Source organism: Psychrobacter sp. Sarcosine-3u-12, assembly GCF_002836005.1.
GTDB classification, from domain to species: Bacteria; Pseudomonadota; Gammaproteobacteria; order Pseudomonadales; family Moraxellaceae; genus Psychrobacter; species Psychrobacter okhotskensis.
Genome location: NZ_PJBY01000004.1, coordinates 1 through 17,115 on the forward strand (window position 1 = coordinate 1; position 17,115 = coordinate 17,115).

Annotated in this window: 16 protein-coding genes and 2 pseudogenes; 10 read left to right on the forward strand and 8 right to left on the reverse strand. The window is 42.4% G+C overall.

The annotated features are described in order from the left end of the window. Nucleotides 1-382 precede the first annotated feature (382 nt). The 7 genes from CXF65_RS00265 to CXF65_RS00295 all read left to right on the forward strand — a co-directional run bounded on the left by CXF65_RS00265 (nucleotide 383) and on the right by CXF65_RS00295 (nucleotide 9,161). The gene (locus CXF65_RS00265) at nucleotides 383-1,063 is read left to right on the forward strand and encodes a hypothetical protein (RefSeq protein ID WP_101210636.1); all 681 of its coding nucleotides are present in this window, start codon (nucleotides 383-385) and stop codon (nucleotides 1,061-1,063) included. Between the two features lie 190 nt (nucleotides 1,064-1,253). Next, nucleotides 1,254-2,246, forward strand: coding sequence for a restriction endonuclease (locus CXF65_RS00270; RefSeq protein WP_101210637.1), 993 nt, complete (start codon nucleotides 1,254-1,256; stop codon nucleotides 2,244-2,246). A gap of 234 nt (nucleotides 2,247-2,480) precedes the next feature. Further along, nucleotides 2,481-2,750 (forward strand): hypothetical protein, encoded by a 270-nt coding sequence (locus CXF65_RS00275; protein ID WP_101210638.1) that lies wholly within the window; start codon nucleotides 2,481-2,483, stop codon nucleotides 2,748-2,750. A 225-nt stretch (nucleotides 2,751-2,975) separates the two neighbouring features. Further along, a complete protein-coding gene (locus CXF65_RS00280) occupies nucleotides 2,976-4,421 on the forward strand; it encodes an AAA family ATPase (RefSeq protein WP_101210639.1) in 1,446 nt (481 codons plus the stop codon). Further along, the gene (locus tag CXF65_RS00285; protein ID WP_101210640.1) at nucleotides 4,405-5,016 is read left to right on the forward strand and encodes a TIGR02646 family protein; all 612 of its coding nucleotides are present in this window, start codon (nucleotides 4,405-4,407) and stop codon (nucleotides 5,014-5,016) included. The genes CXF65_RS00280 and CXF65_RS00285 overlap by 17 nt, the downstream gene beginning before the upstream one ends. Next, nucleotides 5,013-8,345 (forward strand): type I restriction endonuclease subunit R, encoded by a 3,333-nt coding sequence (locus CXF65_RS00290; protein ID WP_101210641.1) that lies wholly within the window; start codon nucleotides 5,013-5,015, stop codon nucleotides 8,343-8,345. The genes CXF65_RS00285 and CXF65_RS00290 overlap by 4 nt, the downstream gene beginning before the upstream one ends. A 6-nt stretch (nucleotides 8,346-8,351) precedes the next feature. Beyond that, nucleotides 8,352-9,161, forward strand: a complete 810-nt coding sequence (locus tag CXF65_RS00295; protein WP_101210642.1) for a M48 family metallopeptidase — start codon at nucleotides 8,352-8,354, stop codon at nucleotides 9,159-9,161. A 114-nt stretch (nucleotides 9,162-9,275) separates the two neighbouring features. On the opposite strand, the gene CXF65_RS15070 is transcribed toward CXF65_RS00295, so the two are convergent. From CXF65_RS15070 to CXF65_RS00320, 5 genes are all read right to left on the reverse strand, one after another. Next, the gene (locus tag CXF65_RS15070; RefSeq protein WP_227692073.1) at nucleotides 9,276-9,659 is read right to left on the reverse strand and encodes a cytochrome b; all 384 of its coding nucleotides are present in this window, start codon (nucleotides 9,657-9,659) and stop codon (nucleotides 9,276-9,278) included. 172 nt (nucleotides 9,660-9,831) lie between these two features. Then, entirely contained in the window at nucleotides 9,832-10,104 is a 273-nt protein-coding gene (locus CXF65_RS15075) for a DUF2218 domain-containing protein (protein ID WP_101210643.1), read from the reverse strand. Between the two features lie 49 nt (nucleotides 10,105-10,153). Further along, a complete protein-coding gene (locus tag CXF65_RS00310) occupies nucleotides 10,154-10,957 on the reverse strand; it encodes an SDR family NAD(P)-dependent oxidoreductase (RefSeq protein WP_101210644.1) in 804 nt (267 codons plus the stop codon). Between the two features lie 97 nt (nucleotides 10,958-11,054). Beyond that, a complete protein-coding gene (locus CXF65_RS00315) occupies nucleotides 11,055-11,873 on the reverse strand; it encodes a DODA-type extradiol aromatic ring-opening family dioxygenase (RefSeq protein ID WP_045452399.1) in 819 nt (272 codons plus the stop codon). Between the two features lie 21 nt (nucleotides 11,874-11,894). Then, on the reverse strand, nucleotides 11,895-12,842 hold the full coding sequence (locus tag CXF65_RS00320; RefSeq protein WP_045452401.1) for a glutathione S-transferase family protein: 948 nt from the start codon (nucleotides 12,840-12,842) through the stop codon (nucleotides 11,895-11,897). 162 nt (nucleotides 12,843-13,004) lie between these two features. On the opposite strand from CXF65_RS00320, the gene CXF65_RS00325 reads away from it, so the two are divergent. Continuing rightward, nucleotides 13,005-13,940, forward strand: coding sequence for a LysR family transcriptional regulator (locus CXF65_RS00325; RefSeq protein ID WP_045452403.1), 936 nt, complete (start codon nucleotides 13,005-13,007; stop codon nucleotides 13,938-13,940). Between the two features lie 135 nt (nucleotides 13,941-14,075). Then, nucleotides 14,076-14,504 carry a hypothetical protein gene (locus CXF65_RS15160; protein WP_198551920.1) on the forward strand — a complete coding sequence of 143 codons (429 nt, stop codon included), beginning with the start codon at nucleotides 14,076-14,078 and terminating at the stop codon, nucleotides 14,502-14,504. Between the two features lie 139 nt (nucleotides 14,505-14,643). Here the strand turns inward: CXF65_RS15160 and CXF65_RS00335 are convergent, their stop codons facing one another. From CXF65_RS00335 to CXF65_RS00345, 3 genes and pseudogenes are all read right to left on the reverse strand, one after another. After that, nucleotides 14,644-14,907, reverse strand: a complete 264-nt coding sequence (locus CXF65_RS00335) for a helix-turn-helix transcriptional regulator (RefSeq protein WP_101210645.1) — start codon at nucleotides 14,905-14,907, stop codon at nucleotides 14,644-14,646. Between the two features lie 165 nt (nucleotides 14,908-15,072). Continuing rightward, nucleotides 15,073-15,975, reverse strand: a complete 903-nt coding sequence (locus tag CXF65_RS00340) for a hydrolase or metal-binding protein (RefSeq protein WP_101210646.1) — start codon at nucleotides 15,973-15,975, stop codon at nucleotides 15,073-15,075. Nucleotides 15,976-16,098: 123 nt separating this feature from the next. Next, nucleotides 16,099-16,725, reverse strand: a pseudogene (locus CXF65_RS00345) (YqaJ viral recombinase family protein); the annotation flags it as partial. 65 nt (nucleotides 16,726-16,790) lie between these two features. On the opposite strand from CXF65_RS00345, the pseudogene CXF65_RS00350 reads away from it, so the two are divergent. Continuing rightward, a pseudogene (locus tag CXF65_RS00350) lies at nucleotides 16,791-17,057 on the forward strand (transposase); the annotation flags it as partial. Between the last annotated feature and the right edge of the window lie 58 nt (nucleotides 17,058-17,115).

Consider the following 17,115-nt stretch of genomic DNA (forward strand, 5'->3'; position numbering starts at 1 on the left):
CTAGTGCTTACTTGCAGCTGCACTCCCAGTATACCGCGCTCCAACTTACGTAATTTTTCAACTTATTCATCGCCGTTTCTCCTTTTTAAGTATCTATACGTTCTAAGTATAGAAAACAACACTTTGACTTGTAGGTCAAAGGATAATAGATCCATGGGAATCAGTAAGAGAGCACTAAGTGTAAACCCAACCACTAGAGAAGTCGTTTGCTAATAAATTATACAAAAGCATTAGCATATGGCAATTATAGGCATTCGACCCAACCGTAGTCAAGAGTTAATAAATATTGAAATGATAGCAATCATTGATTAGTCTGTATTCAACATAGTACGAACCATTGAACTACTATCAAAAAAAGTGAATCTTAAAAAGGCGTCATTTAATGTTAAAACAAGCTTTAGTGCTATTTTCCATACTACCTTTAACGGCTATGGCTACTCCTGTAGTGGAAGGTGTCTATGTTAGCGGCACCAATAAACGAGTACATCTAAGCAGTTTTGATTATGAGGGCGCTAAACACTACGAGCTGTTTCTTGCCAATATGATTGGCGATTCTAGCTTTATTACTACTAGTAAAGCTAAGCCCATTCAAGACGGTAGCACTGTTGTTTTCACGGTACCAGAGAGTGGTTACCTTGACTATCAATCAAACTTAGGTTGCTCAGTCGAAGTTGATTTTTCATCTAATGAAATTCAACTAAAGAGCTTGACCAACTGCACGTCTACTGAAAGGGCGTTTAACGGTTCTTACGTCTATTCGAAAAAATCTAGCATTGTTCCTAAAAAGTACCAAGGCTCTTGGGGAGACTGCGATCTCCCTAAAGCAATTCGTGAGCCAGCATTTTTAAGTGATAGCAAAGGTTCTTCAAATGGCACTCAACGCTTCGATGTTATCAAAGTAGATCCTATATCTTCGAATGAATTGAATGTCACAGGCGCTTTTTATTATGAAGCTGATCCAGTCATACATACGATAAATTATAAATATTTACCGGATAAAAGTGTACGTGTTAAAGCTGATTGGAATGACAACTCATCACTTTACAAAAGATGTCGTGACTAGCTCCACGTTTTTTACGCAATACTAGTATGTTTAATCTTAACATCAACTTGACTTATTCTTGCTCATCACGCTGGTCTCTTAGCTTATGCCTAAGCAGATATTAGAGAGTAAGCGTATATTGATCGTTGAATATCAATATACATATAGAACTTGGTTGGTTTTTATATCTCACCTAAAAGGAAATTGGTAAATGGCTCAAGTTAATTTTGTGATGGTCAGAAGTCCTAAGCTTATTAAAAATAATCAGATTGGCTATGGTTGGGCGAGTGTTAATTTTTCTCAATTTGAGACAGTCAAAGATTTAATTGACAAAGGCTTCAAAGGCATCGATAGAGGACGACAAACCAACCAAATAAAGCGTTATTTTAATCTTAAGCAGGGCGACTATGTGATTGTTCCTTTTTCTGGCACGATCGCTATTGCTGAAGTGGTAGGGCACAAAAGCCACTATCCAATTACAGAAGGCCTTCAATATGGGGAAAATAGAATCGCCGTTAGCTATTTAAAGCATAAGGAAGGCTACTTTATTCCTAGAAGCAGTCTATCAACGGCATTGCAAAATCGGCTGAAAATTCGCACGACTATTTGTGATCTAAATGAATTTTCAGAAGAGCTGTATAAGCATATTGAGTCTATTAAAAATGACAAGCTATATACTTGGAATAACGAACAAGAGCTGAAACTACAAGAAAACACGGAGAAATTTAAAGCGCAGCTACTGATGAGATTACGTAATAATAAAGGCATTAATCTACAATCTGGTGGTATCGGTCTTGAGCAGCTGATTAAAGAGATTTTAGAAGCCAAAGGCTACAAAGCTCGCATACCTGCAAAAAATGAAAAGTCAGGCATACAAGACGTAGATATTATTGCCACACGTCTATCGGAGTTCTCAGATAAAACAGAAGGCATTTTTATCCAAGTAAAACATCATGAGGGTACAACAGGCAAACATGGTATCAGACAAGTATCAGAGTACGAGATTAATGAAGATGACTATACGCACATTGATAGAGTTCTCATCACAACGGCGGAATTTAAAAATACCGATTTTGCAGAGTTGCATGATGTAACGGTGCTAGCAGGCGCAGATTTTATCAACTGGATATTTGACAACCTTGAACATTTATCAGAACAAAGCCTCTTGGCACTCGGTATATCGAACTTACCTACCTTGCTATGACGCAAATTTATAATGTGTACGAAACTCACTTCATGCATATGTATTGATACTTACAGATATCGAGCGAAAGTATAGATACACGTCGCATCATCAACTTTTGACGGGCAAGACATGAGTCATGATTTATGAATAGGTGTTATATGTAGGCTAGATCCTAAACTTAGCTTATTGATACTGAGCGTTTTGATAAAAATGTATATAAATAACTTAATAAATACTTGAATGGAGATGAATATGAAACAAAATTTATTCGATAGATTAGAAACTGGAATGTCAGTTACATATCAAAAGATGGGAGCAAAAGAGCACAATTTTTATTTTGTTATATCTAAAATAAACTTTAGTAATGACACTGTCGATGTAGAAAGATATTCAAAATTGACAGGAAAAAAAGATGAAGAAAAGAGCATTTCTTATAAGGATGTCCCATTGTCCGATATAGAATTTATTGATGTAAAACACAAATTGATTGGATTAGATCCAAGTAAATTTTTTCCCAAATAGAAAGATGAATAACGCTTGTTTCTACGTATTGTGCTTTATTCAATATAGCTGCCTTGCTTCATACCCTTTGGGTAACGAGCAATCATGGCGGTTTTTTATTGCCTTTTTTAAAGCAAAAAAAGACGTCACGCTTCATTGTAGCGACAAACCGTAGCGCACTGCTATACTGACAAGGTATAAGGCTCTTTATAGATCGATCACATAAGAAAGCGACTGGATATACTCATGGACATAAAAAAACTCACGTTAAATAATCTAGGACGCTTTGAAAACCTTGAAATAGACTTTGCCCCAACTGAGAGTAATCAGTCGAATGTCACGGTATTCATTGGTAATAACGGTGCTGGTAAGACTTCCATACTAAACGCATTAGCAACTTCTTTAAGCTGGTTCGTTGCACGCTTGCGCACTGAAAAAGGTAATGGCACGACCATCGATGAGCTGAATATCATCGACAATGCGTCAGCTGCTGGTATTTCATTATATTTGTCTGATGATATTAAAACAGATAGTGAGATATCATTTTCATTGTACCAATGGACGCTCGTAAAAGTACGAAAAGGGCGTAAAAGTGAGAGGTCTAGCAATCTAAGTCAACTTTCTAAGCTGGTAGATAATTACCGTCAGAAGCTCACCGATAATGACAGTGCCAGCCTGCCACTGATCGCTTATTACCCTGTTGAACGCTCAGTCTTGGACATTCCGTTAAAGATAAGAAGCAAGCACAATTTTGATCAGATAGACGGCTATGACAGTGCGCTCAATCAAGGCGTAGACTTTCGGCGATTCTTTGAATGGTTCCGTGAGCGCGAAGATATTGAGAATGAGGAAGAGGCTAGAAGATATGAACTCATCTTGAATCAAAGCTCAGATATTTTTTCAAGAGCAGATAGTTTAGTGGGTACACTTGAGAAAGATATTGACAGCTTAGATAAAAAAGAAATTTTGCACAGATTTGAAAATATTAACAAGGCGGCAGCATATTTAAAAAAAATAGAAATGAGGCACCATGACAAACAACTAAACGCCGTTAGAGAAGCTATCACAGCTTTTATGCCTAACCTAAGTAACATTCGCGTTCAGCGTAAGCCGCGCCTGCATATGGCGGTCGATAAAGATGGCAGGTCACTCAATGTCATGCAGCTCTCACAAGGAGAGAAGTCGTTGATGGCATTGGTAGGCGATATTGCCCGTCGTTTAGCGATGATGAATCCTGCTCTTGACGATCCACTACAAGGTGATGGCATTATCTTGATCGATGAAGTGGACATGCATTTGCACCCCAGTTGGCAGCGTAATCTTGTGCCGCGCTTTACGGCTACTTTCCCCAATTGTCAGATCATACTAAGCACCCATTCGCCTTTGGTCATTAGTGATCAAAAAGGCATATTGGTCTATCTGCTAAGTGATGGTGAGATTGGCGCATTGCCGCCTTTATATGGTGCGGACGTTAACACCGTATTGCTAGAGGCAATGGACACGGACGTCCGTAACCCTGATATTAATGATAAGCTCAATGACTTATTAGATGCCATTCATGACGGTGATGTCAATAATGCCAAGATGCTAATGCAAGCACTAGGTCGTGAGCTGCCTGCCGGTAATATGGAGCTTGCCAAAGCAAGATTGCTGCTTCGTAAAAAGGAGCTGCAGCTTGCGAAAAATAAGTAAAAAAGCAGGTTTCGAGCCAGCAAGTTTAAGTCATTTTAAACGTCGCAATAAGCAAGGCAACTATAGTGATTTGACGGTTGAAACAAGACAAGATATCCGTTTGGCATGTACCATAGAGCAGTTTTATTTATGTGCTTACTGCTGCAAACGAATCTCAGGCAGCAGCGACGATACGATGAATGAGCATGTCATAGCAAGAAAGACAGCTCCTCATAAAAGCCTTGATTACACCAATATCGTTGCCAGTTGTACAACAGCCAATCAGTGCGATGATGCGCATGGGTCACAGACATTACTCTTAACGCCTTTTGACGTTGAATGTGAAACAGATTTAGATTTTAAGCTCAGTGGTAGAGTGGTGGGTTTAACCGATGACGCTCAAAAAACCATCGATGTATTAAATTTAGACAATAGGTCTCTGACTGAGCAAAGAAAAATATTTATCGATACTATACTTTTCACATATGGTGAGGATGCTATAGAGGATGACTATCTGATAAATATAATGATAGACGAATTAGCGCAACTAGAAGAAGGTAAACTTGAAGCATTTGTGCCTGTGGTTATCAATGTATTACGAGGATGGGTTAGATGACTAACAGTATCAATTTCGCCGAAGAATTCAGCTCAAAGATTCCCGCCTTAACCTTACTCACCACGCTGGGTTATGAGTTTATTCCGCCAAGTCAATGCAATGCCATGCGCGCAAAAGTGGCTGTAAGTAAAGCCAATAATAAAGCCACCAATCAGGTGATGCTCCTGCCCGTTATGCGTGCGTTTTTAGCCAAGCAAACTTTTACGTTTGAAGGTCAGACGCATCCTTTGTCAGACAGCGCCATTGATAAGATCATGCACGAACTCAACCCAGCGATGAACTTAGGCTTGCGGCTTGCCAATGAAAAGCTCTATAACGCCATGCTGTATGGCGTGTCGGTGACTGAGTTCATCGACGGTAAAAAAACCTCGCAAACTATTGCTTTGATAGACTGGAATCATATTAGTAATAATAGCTTTCATGTGACCGAAGAGCTGGTGGTACTCAATAGCGAGGGTACAAACAGTCGTAGGCCTGATATTGTTTGCTTTGTGAATGGTCTACCGTTAGTGGTCATCGAAGCCAAGCGCCCTGATTCGAGTAGAGAGGGACAATCGACCAATGCCCAAGCGGTGTCCCAGCATATTCGCAATCAAAAGCCAAAGTTTATTCCAAACCTATTTGCCTATAGCCAGTTATTGCTAGCGGTTAATGGTAATGACGGTCTGTATGCTACCTGCGGTACGCCTGAGAAGTTTTGGGCAAAATGGGTTGAAGAAGAGATCTCTGAGCCTGAGTTTCATCGTTTAAAGAACCAAGCACTCAGTGATGAGCAGATTGATAACTTGTTTGGTGATCGTCCTACCTCTATCAAAGAGGAATATCAGTCATTAGTTGATGGCGGTGATCTAGCCGTCACCGACCAAGACCGCTTAATCATCAGCCTTTTGCAGCCACAGCGTCTACTTGAGATGACACGCATGTTTACTTTGTTTGATAAAAAAGCTGGCAAAATTGTTGCCCGTTATCAGCAAGTCTTTGGTATCAAAGCTTTGATTGAACGTATCAGCACCTTTGACGAGCAGGGCAGTCGTGAAGGTGGTGTGATTTGGCATACCACAGGTAGTGGTAAATCTTTTACGATGGTGTTTTTCTCTAAAGCTTTGATTTGGTTAGAGGAGCTTGCGAAGTGTCGAATTATTGTCGTCACCGACCGTGTTGATCTTGAAACTCAGCTTAGTAAAACCTTTGCTTCTGGTGGTGTGCTTAGTGATCGCGACAAAACAGATGCGATGGCAACCTCTGGTCGCCGTCTAGCGCAGCAGATTGGGCAGGGTAATGAGCGTGTTATTTTCTCAATTATTAATAAGTTTGGTTCAGCCGTTAAATATGATGAGTGCTATAACGACAGCCCCAATATCATCGTCATGGTCGATGAAGGTCACCGTAGCCAAAATGGTGAGAATAATATTCGCATGGCGCAAGCCTTGCCAAATGCTGCCTTTATCGCCTTTACGGGTACGCCCTTGCTAAAGGACGATAAGACCGAGAATAAATTTGGTAGCATCATTCACTCCTACACCATGCAGCAAGCGGTCAAAGATAAAACCGTCACCCCATTGCTCTACGAAGAGCGTATCCCTGAGCTGAATACCAACGATCAAGCCATCGATGCATGGTTTGATCGTATTACCCAAAAGCTCACCAATGATCAAAAAACCGACCTAAAACGTAAGTTCTCCCAAAAAGGTCAAATCTATCAGGTTGAAGGACGTATTGAGCTGATCGCTCATGACATCTCTGATCACTTTCAAAACTTTAAACAGCAGCACCTAAAAGGTCAATTGGCTTGTGATTCTAAAGCCTCAGCTATCCGCTATAAGATCGCTTTGGATAAGATTGGCAAAGTGACCTCTGTGGTTGCCATGTCACCGCCTGACACTCGTGAGGGGCATGACACCGTCGATGGCGAATCAAAAGACATCGTTCAGAACTGGTGGCAAGATAATGTCGCCACTGAGTACGGCGGAGATGAAAAAGCGTATACCAAAGCCATTATAGAAGCCTTCAGTCAGGACGATGGTCCTGACATTATGATCGTCGTCGATAAGCTATTGACGGGCTTTGATGAGCCCAAGAACACTGTGCTATATATAGATAAACCATTAAAGCAGCACAATCTGATTCAGGCAATTGCGCGGGTGAACCGCTTGCATGAGAAAAAACGCTTTGGTTATCTGATTGATTATCGTGGCATCTTAAAAGAGCTGGATATTACTATTGAAAAATACCAAGACTTAGCCGAGCGTACGCAAGGTGGCTTTGATATCGAAGACCTTAAAGGCCTGTATCACGCGATGGATACCGAGTACAAACAGCTACCGAGGTTACATAGTGAGCTGTGGGCGATCTTCTCATCGGTAAAAAACAAGCAAGACGGACAAGCATTAAGGCAGGTGCTGGCGCCAAAGATGCAAGAGATCGACGGCAGAGTAGTCGATACCAGGCTTAAAGAGCGTGATGACTTTTATGCGGCTTTGACCGCATTTTCTAACGCTATGAAAATTGCGTTGCAATCGGCGTCTTTCTTTGCAGATAAACCATTTGATAACAAACGTGATCGCTATAAAGCCGATCTAAAAGCCTTTATTAACCTACGTAAGCAAGTCCGTGAAGATGCAGATGAAACCATCGACTATGATGAATATGAAGCAGATATTCGCAGCTTGCTTGATAAGCATATCGCAGGCCTTGAAGTTCGCGAAGCAAAAGGTGCTTACTTGGTCGGCAACTTAGGTAAGAATGTTAAGCCCGAAGCGCTCAGTGATAATGAAGCACGCAACCAAACTGATAAAATCACTGGTCGTGTCACTAAGATGATTGAGCAAGATTTGGCTGATGATCCTTATGCACAAGAGTACTTCTCTAAACTACTTAAGCAAGCGATTGCTGATGCCAAGGCAATGTTTGATGCACCTGTAAAGCAGTACATGATGTTTGCTGACTTTGAGCAAGCAGTAAAAGACCGTGCTGTTGCTGATGTGCCGAATGCGTTTATCGATGATAATGGTAAATTAAATAAGCATGCTCAGGCTTATTTTGGTTTGTTTAAGCATTTATTTGACGCGGACTTTTTAGTGGATAAAGAGCTAGATAATGACAAGCTGGTCGCTTACGCCTTTGAGATTGATGAAGTAGTTAAAACGAATGTGGCGGAATATTCCATCAATGCCAGTGAAATTGAAAATGCGATTAATAGGCGATTATTGCCAATGTTGTTTGCTGACTTAGGTATCGATAAAGCGCAGCAGCTCATTGAAGCCGTGCTAAAGATCACCCGACTTGGGCTGTCGAGAGAGACAAGTAGCCCACGAGCAGCAAGAGGATAGTAGGCAATGACTGAGAATGGTGACTTTTATTATGGTCAAGATAAGATTCATTATGAAGTAGTACGTAAAAAAGTAAAAAATAAGCCTGAAAGCGATAAGCTGATTGCTAAGAAGACCAAACCCCGAAAAGTGGTCATCAAAGTACATCCTGATCAGCGTGTGGTTGCCACCGCACCTGTCGATGCCAGCGAAGAAATAATCCATGACGCCATAATGAAACGTGCTCGTTGGATATGGCAAAGTCTGCAAGACTTTACTAAGCAAAAAGACCATGTATTGCCTAAGCGTTATGTTAGCGGTGAAACCCAGTTTTATCTGGGTCGTCGTTATGTGTTAAAAGTGATAACCGATGCAGAAGCTAACGATGTGATAAACAGTACTGTGAAGCTTAGTCGCGGTAAGTTGAATGTAGAATTGTCTCAAATTGATTCTGAATTAGACTCTGAAAAACAAGCAGTTCTCGTGAAAAGCTTGATTGATAAATGGTATAAAGATAAATTTACGTCGGTCTCTAGAGAGAGGCTTGAAGCCTTGCTGCATAAGGCCTCATGGGTTGATAGTAGTCCTTCAATAAAATTAATGACTATGAAAAAGCAATGGGGGAGCTGCTCAATTAAAGGCAATTTAATATTAAATCCTCATTTAATAAAAGCCCCAAAGGAGTGCATTGATTACGTGATATTGCATGAGCTGTGTCATATAGCTGAGCATAATCATAGCGAGAACTTTTGGCGCCTATTAACGCAAGTAATGCCGAACTGGAAAGAGGTGAAGGCTAGGCTCGACGGGATGGCTGAGTTTTACTTGAATGAGTAAAATTTGGAGCTAGATAGTTTAAGATGGTTTTTTGGAAAAATATCAGCCTCCGATATACTCGAGGCGCTTCACTATGCTACTCAATAGAGTTATTCTGTAGTAATTTTAAAGGCACTACAGCATCCGCTTTAAGGTGTTATCCTTTTTAATGTAATGATGATACAAAGCCATAGCAGTGTGGACAATGATTAGTGCTGTCAGCATCCAAGCCAGTGGTGCATGCAGTTGACCCAGCGTTGCCGCCCAAGCAACCTTTTCACCTTCAGCAAAGATATCAAAGCCGAATGCGGTTAGGCCATAGCCTCCACCAATCATTATCATGATTCCAGCTAGCGGCAGCAGTAACATACACGCGTAAAGCAAACCATGACCAGCGATAACCAGCTTGGCAGTGGTTGGCTCGTGTACTGGACGTTGATGGCGTTGCGAAGCGACCCACATCAGTCTCAGGACAACTAATACGAGCAATAGAACACCAATAGAAACATGCCAAGGCACTAACGTCTGACCGATCCAATGCTCGCCGTCGCTGATACGGTCAGTGAACTTAAGTAACTACCAGAAGATCAATACTGCCATACTCCAGTGAAAAAATTTGCTAATGCGACCATAGCGCTCTTTCGAATCAATATTCATAACCTTTTCTTCTTGTATTGGCTGTGATGCTCAATTAAGCCCATTCGATAACAAGCGTCTCTTTGCCAGCCATACGTAGCAAATGATCACTGACAACTTGCTGTAATTTTGGCAACTGCTCGGTATCACTTTTGAGTGTTACTATCAGTAAGTCAGTACAATACATCTGACAGACACCCATGGGCAGCTCAATCTCACCTTTATCTGAGCTTAGGGTAACGGGCAGCTTATGTGCCCAGTGCTTGCACAGTCGATTCATTATTTGCTGCGGATTTTGTGTTTGTATCGTTGCGCTAGATGTTAGCATAATTAAATACCCTTATTATTAATGATAGAAACTTACCGTCTAAAACTCGTTAAGCAATACTTTCTACAATACCACCTTCAACCCGTAGTGCTGAACCCGTGGTTGCGCTCGCTTGTGTTGAGGCAATATAGACACTCATGTTGGCAATTTCTTCAGGGGTTGCAAAACGCTTAAGTAGCGTTGATGGACGGTTCTCATCTAAGAATACGCCTTCCATCTCCTCCGCTGAGACGCCGCGCTCATCCGCCAGTTCTTGCATCATGGCTTTTGCGCCCTCGGTTCGAGTCGGTCCTGGCAAAATACTATTCACTGTCACACCGCTGCCCGCTAACACTTTGGCAAGACCACGTGATACGCCTTGAATAGCTGCTTTAGTCACGCCGTAGTGCACCATTTCAGCTGGGATATTCAATGCCGATTCACTAGAGATAAACTGAATACGACCCCAACCTTTTTCCTTCATTGCTTTTGCATAATGCCGCGACAGACGGACACCGCTCATGACATTAATTTGGAACATCTCCTCCCAAGCATTGTCATCAATATCAAAGAAAGGGGTGGCGCCATAAATCCCTAGATTGTTCACTAAGATATCTACTTCTGGCAAGGTGTTGATAATTGTCTGACAGCCACCAGCCGTCCCCGCATCAGCAACAATGCCTTTTATATTATTGGCATCATTAACAGCATCAGCTTGTTGAAGCTGTTTGATCGCCTCATCAACGCCAGCTTGATCGCGACCAACGATAGTGACTTGTGCGCCAGCTTTGGCAAGACCTGTTGCAATAGCGAGGCCAATACCCGCAGTTGAACCTGTGACGAGTGCTGTTTTTCCATTAAGGTCGATGTTCATAATATTTCTCCGTTTATAAATAATTTTTGTCTATGTATGTTTGCTGCTTTGTGAGTATCAGTTTATAAAGAATTAAATGAATATCAGATTAATAAATTTAGCCAAACTGAAAGGCTGAAATCTGAGTTTTCATGACTTGCTGAGAATATGTTTTCTTACCTCTATCTGTTCCTGCTGCCCCTACGGCAACCATTAAAGGTAGCAAATGCTCCTCCGCACCTAATAGATGAGAATCCAATGCATGAGGTGCCTCTGGCCAATTAGCAAGCGCTGCAAAGCGCTCATCTGCATTAGCTGCAACTGCTGTCGTTAGCCACTCGTCAAATATTACTGACGGTGCGGTAAAACTCGAATCACCATAGCCGCGCATATTATGAAAGCTCATACCACTGCCTACGATCAACACGCCTTCATCACGTAGTGAGGCAAGCGCTTGGCCCGCTCTTAGATGTACTTTTGGGTCTAAATCATGACGCAGAGATAGCTGTACTACTGGAATATCGGCGTCAGGGAACATCAGTTTCAGTGGAATAAACACCCCATGATCAAAACCTCTGGAACTGTCCTGCTTATTGCTTAAACCAGCATCGATGAGCAAATGACCAATTCGCTCAGCCAGTACTGGCGCACCAGCTGCTGGATAAGTCAGCTGATACGTATGCTCAGGGAAGCCAGAGTAATCATAAATCAGCTCAGGCTGCTTGCTGGCAGTAATACTAAACTCCCGCGTTTGCCAATGGGCACTGACTATTAAAATAGCTTTGGGACGCTCTGGCAAACCATTTGAGCTATTAGTTAAAAAGTCAGCCATCTGATCCCAAGTGTCTGCTGGTTGCCAATCCATAAAAAAACAAGGCCCGGCACCATGAGGTATAAACAATACAGGTTGCTTGACTGTGGTTGATTCATTATTCATGAACTTTACTCCTTTATCTTGCTAAATATGTTCAGGCCCTGTGGGCACGATTCCATTGGGATTTAACGCTTTGATAGAGTAATAGCCTGCTTTGATGTGCTTGATACTCACCGTCTCTGAAATGCCATCAAGCGCTAAGATTCGTAGCATATAAGCATGTAGAGAACTCATATCTTTGATCAAGTTACGGTTGCATTTAAATAGACCGTGATAAGCGGCATCAAAACGTACTAAAGTCACAAACAGTCGAATATCTGTTTCCGTCAGCTGCTCACCAAATAGATAATGACGACCATCACTCAGGCGCGCCTCAAGCATATCTAAGGTGTCAAATACTTGCTGATAAGCTTCTTCATAAGCCCCTTGTGTCGTCGCAAATCCTGCTTTGTATACGCCGTTGTTTAAATTCTCATAGATAACTAAGTTTAGGGCTTCGATATCATCAGCAAGCTCTTTTGGAAACAAGTCAACGTAATTTGGCACGAGTTCTGTAAAAGCGGTATTTAGCATACGTAAGATATCAGCAGACTCATTATTAACGATAGTATTGGTTTTTTTGTCCCAAAGCACAGGTACAGTCGCGCGTCCGGTAAATTGAGGGTCTGCTTTGGTATAAAGTTGATGAGCAAATTGGGCATGATTAATAGGATCACTGTCAGCACCGTCAAAGCCACCAAACTGCCAGCCTTGATTGCCAAGCTGCGGATTGACCACGGTAATATCGATTATATCTTGCAGACCTTTTAACTGACGTGCCATCAAGGTACGTGAGGCCCAAGGGCAAATCAGCGCTACGTATAGATGATAGCGGTCTTTTTCTGCTTTAAAGCCCCCAGTACCCGTTGGTCCTGCTTGTCCATCAGCAGTAATCCAATGACGGAACGATGAGGTTTGACGAATAAAACGCCCTTGTTCGTCTTCTGCTTGTACCGGTTGCCAGTCTTCAGTCCAATTGCCATTGATTAACATAATACTTACTCCTAGTCAGATGATTGCTTTTAAAAAGCATGACCCTACTTTACCATCAACATAAAAAAAGAGTAAGATAGGTGATATTGATTAATTAACAACATATCGTTGATAATGGCTTTATTGTTCAATTTCGATAGTTAAAGAAAAACAGGGCAAAATATGGATAGAATCGATGCGATGCGTGCCTTTGTAGCGGTGGTGACCGAAGGCAGCTTCACTAATGCGGCAAATACTCTGCAACTGTCACCTCAATTGGTGAGCAAATATGTCTCTAAGTTGGAGGAGCAGCTAAATAATCGTCTGCTGAATCGTACCACCCGTAAAGTAAGCCTCACCGAAGCTGGTAGTCATTACTTTGGTCATGCGCAGCAGATTTTATTGAGTATGGATGATATGGAGTCGCAACTAAGTGGTTTGCAGCAAAACCCTAAAGGTGTGTTGCGCATAAGTGCGCCAGTATCTTTTGCTTTAAAACATATGGCTAAATTAGTCACTGACTTTCAGATCCGTTATCCATTGGTCACAGTCGATCTACAATTGACTGATCGTAAAGTCGATATTGTTGAAGAAGGGTTTGATATTGCACTGCGTATAGGTCAACTGAAAAGCTCATCACTTATTGCGAAGGAAGTGGCACCTATTCGTGTGGTTCTGTGTGCGTCGCCTGAATATTTGAAAAAGCATGACACACTCGATAAGCCTGAAGATTTAGAGAATCATCGCTATTTACATTATAGCTATATGAACATGGACGCGAAGGAAGAGGTCTACCAATTATTAAAGGCGAAGATTCTCAAGCAAGGTAGTGAGTTTCTTAGTAATAACGGTGATGTGTTGGTAGAAGGAGCTATTGAAGGTGCAGGATTGGTATTACAGCCGACATTTATTGTCAGTGAAGCAGTTAGCAGTGGCAAGCTGGTGATAGTATTGCCTGAACTTGAACCTAAACGCTTAGGTTTATATGCCGTCTACGCCCATAGAAAGCTACTACCGCACAAAGTCAGGTGTTTTATCGATTTTATGGAAGGCTATTATGGAGCGCCGCCTTATTGGGATGAGTCTATAGCCAAAAGCCAGTCGCTCAGTAATACGTGAGGCACTGGATAACTAGCTTCTCCTAAGATAGATGCGGCTTGCTATTTTTTATGCTACTACACTTTACAGCGGTTGAGATATTGCTGTTAGTATCCGCTTGTAACTATCCCCTAAACTAACACAGCGATTATTTTATTGGGACGTTATGAATCCACGTATTTTTTAAGTCCAGCGCAAGCACATATCACTTGGATTCTAAAGGGCGTTGATGGTATTGAAAAAGACTATGAGCATTTTTCGCCACCATTTTTGTTAGCCTTGGACGAGGTGTATAACAAAATTCGCAATCTAAATTACCGCTACATGCCTGCTGGTACGTTGTTCCCTGAAGAGGTGCAGCAGTACGACCTCTATATCATCCGTGAAGCATTAAGTAATGCCATTGGTCATCAAGACTATCGTCTGGGTAGACTAGCTGACTTTGATAAGATGCTGACTAATAAATTACCGCAAGTACTAAATGATAAACAGCGTAAAAACAAGGTGCGTAATCTATTACAGAAAATGCGCCGTGATGGATTAGTCGTTTCTGAGGGTTGGTCTTGGACTCTTGCAAATAGCTAAGGATAGCTAAAAACAGCTAAGAATAGCTAAACCTAGCTAAAAACAGCTAAGAATAGCTAAACCTAGCTAAAAGCAGCTAAGCGTAGCTAAAGATAGCAAAAAAACAAGCCGCTTCATGCGGCTTATTTTTTATCACCGCTCAATGAACTCGAGCAGTAGCGATCTTACTCTCAAGCCACTGAGCAACTTCACTTTCAACCCAAGCCACACGTCCCTTTGATAATTTTACCTGAACAGGGAAGGTAGGGTCATAACGGTTTGATCTTCTATCAAGCATATCGTAAATAGTGGTACTGCTAAGCCCTGTATAGTGCACGACTTGCTTGAGCGGTAGCATACGCGGTATTTGCGGCATGCTTGGTGCTGATACATTTTGCTGAGTGCTAGTGTTTAACTGTTCCATGATTATCTCCTTCGTAAGTGAATGAGAGCGGTATCTCTCATATACTTACCGAGTCCCATAATTTTTTATGACACCCCATACAGTCCGATGTTTAAACTTAGATGAAGCAATAAAAAAAGGAGCTGATCAAATCAGCTCCTTTCTATGCCGTTTATCTGTCACGAGTTAGCTCACCGCTGTCACGCTTTGGCGTAAGCCTTGCGCGATACTGCGTGTGTTTGGCTGCATCGCTTCCTCTACCTTACTAGGCATTTGATTGCTGTCGTCTGCTACTGGATAAAACTCTTCCACCACATCAGACATCTCATCACCATCAACCTCAAAGCACGAATTGGCATAGCCAAGCGTGGCAGCTTGCTCCAACGCTGCTTGATCAAAACCGTTCTCGCTAAGCTCCCTATCAATCGCCTTAGCTTGCTGTACCGCGTCTTTAAGCGTCACCCCATCACGCAATGTCAGATCCACAAAGTAAATTGGCGTACGATAACTTTGCGTGGTGCTTTTACCCCTTAGCGTGAGTTGTAGTGGCAGACAAGATAGCTTATTGCCTGATACTGCAGCAAAATAGCTTAAGCGTGCGGCAAGCGTTCTAATACTATTAAAGCCAGTCGTGCGGAAGATGAATGTGCCCAGCTCATCGTCTTCAGACAGATTGACATAAAGCCGTCCATACGGTTTACAAGCACCGCCTTGCGCTAGTGGACAACGATCAGGGGATGGGCAAGGTAATTGCTCCACACCCTTGCTTGTGCGCCGCTGACACTGCTCACCGTCGCCTACGCATAGCGGGCGTCCAGTTTGCCGATCAAACAAAGTATATTCAGCACGGAGGTTTAGTTCAGGGTCATTAAACAGCATACGCACGGGTATTTGCCTCAGCTTGCCTTCATTAGTTGCGCGTAGCTTTTCATCGAGTGGATGATTGATCCAGCCGTCTTTATTCTGTACTTGGCTAGTAATCGTGAATTGATCGTCCTTAGCAGGTAAGCGCTTGCCATCTTTTTGAATGACACGTCCGATGCTGATGCGACCTAAAACTGGCGGAGTAATGGTTAGACCTTTAATCATGGTGATATTCCTTATGTGTTTTAGTTAGCCATAAAAAAGCCCACCTATGACGGGTGGGCTGTTATGCGCTTATGTGAGTGAGTGGCGTAATTTCTTGATTATGATTGATGACTGAGCACTGGCTTAGTTATCGTTAAGAATGACAAAGCGACGACTGCCAGGGCGTGTCTTACCAAACTGCTCAAGCAATTCAGGGTGCGCTTTGGTGAGCGCTTTGCTATCAAGACTAACACTGTCTTTCGACCGCTTCCATGAAATCGCGCCCATCGAGAATACCGCAATCTCATTGTCGGCAATTAGGCTTTGCAGCTGATGCTTCACTTGGTCATGACGCTGCTCCAACTCTTGCATGTCGTTACGGTAGCTAAGCAGCTGCTCAAATAACTTATTGGCTCCGTCATCTTCCCGTAGATCAACCTTGCTTGATGGCTCAGGGGTTGGATAAAGCAGCTTTAAGGCTCGTGCAGCAGATTCTGAATGATCAGGGGTTGGCGGCGTGTCCGTCTCCACGTATTGCCAGAACAGACGCTCATGCTCCATGATGGACTGGATTAAGCGCTCATCACGCTCAACCTTATAAATCTTTGCTTCGTGCCCACAGAGTAGGACACAGATATGCGCCGCCTGTTTGCCAGTGACTGCCAGCTGATGCTGAACTTGGCAAGTCACATATAGCGGTACGCCATGCTTCCACAGCTTGGCTCCATGTTCTCCTGCGGTTTTACACTCTAATATCTGCACCTCATCACTTGAGCTATGCTGAAGAAACCGTACAACTAAACTTGGTAAACTAAGCGTATTAATCGGAGTTTATCATGACCAAGAAAATAAGAACCTACAGTGACGAATTTAAAGCAGAAGCTGTCAAGAAGATATCAGACAATAATGGCAATATCTCGGCTACCGCAAAGCAGCTTGGCATTGCCATGCAAACGCTCTCAAATTGGCATAACAAAGCCAATCAAGGCAAGCTTGTCGGCACAGATCAATATGATCCTGATCTTATGAGTGCTCTTCAAGAAATAAAGCAGCTCAAGCGGCAGCTTAAAGTGGCTGAAGAGGAGCGCGAAATACTAAATGAGGAGGGATAAAGCGAAGCACTGCTTCGCCCCGACGCAAGATGAGAGCTATGCTCGAATG

Excerpts from the sequence above, each read along its gene's own strand:
- CXF65_RS00270 (WP_101210637.1), top strand. The coding sequence starts at position 1,254 with ATGGCTCAAGTTAATTTTGTGATGGTCAGAAGTCCTAAGCTTATTAAA.
- CXF65_RS00280 (WP_101210639.1), top strand. The coding sequence starts at position 2,976 with ATGGACATAAAAAAACTCACGTTAAATAATCTAGGACGCTTTGAAAAC.
- CXF65_RS00315 (WP_045452399.1), bottom strand. The coding sequence starts at position 11,873 with ATGAATAATGAATCAACCACAGTCAAGCAACCTGTATTGTTTATACCT.
- CXF65_RS00335 (WP_101210645.1), bottom strand. The coding sequence starts at position 14,907 with ATGGAACAGTTAAACACTAGCACTCAGCAAAATGTATCAGCACCAAGC.
- CXF65_RS15075 (WP_101210643.1), bottom strand. The coding sequence starts at position 10,104 with ATGCTAACATCTAGCGCAACGATACAAACACAAAATCCGCAGCAAATA.
- CXF65_RS00290 (WP_101210641.1), top strand. The coding sequence starts at position 5,013 with ATGACTAACAGTATCAATTTCGCCGAAGAATTCAGCTCAAAGATTCCC.
- CXF65_RS00320 (WP_045452401.1), bottom strand. The coding sequence starts at position 12,842 with ATGTTAATCAATGGCAATTGGACTGAAGACTGGCAACCGGTACAAGCA.
- CXF65_RS00295 (WP_101210642.1), top strand. The coding sequence starts at position 8,352 with ATGACTGAGAATGGTGACTTTTATTATGGTCAAGATAAGATTCATTAT.
- CXF65_RS00275 (WP_101210638.1), top strand. The coding sequence starts at position 2,481 with ATGAAACAAAATTTATTCGATAGATTAGAAACTGGAATGTCAGTTACA.
- CXF65_RS00340 (WP_101210646.1), bottom strand. The coding sequence starts at position 15,975 with ATGATTAAAGGTCTAACCATTACTCCGCCAGTTTTAGGTCGCATCAGC.
- CXF65_RS00325 (WP_045452403.1), top strand. The coding sequence starts at position 13,005 with ATGGATAGAATCGATGCGATGCGTGCCTTTGTAGCGGTGGTGACCGAA.
- CXF65_RS00310 (WP_101210644.1), bottom strand. The coding sequence starts at position 10,957 with ATGAACATCGACCTTAATGGAAAAACAGCACTCGTCACAGGTTCAACT.
- CXF65_RS00265 (WP_101210636.1), top strand. The coding sequence starts at position 383 with ATGTTAAAACAAGCTTTAGTGCTATTTTCCATACTACCTTTAACGGCT.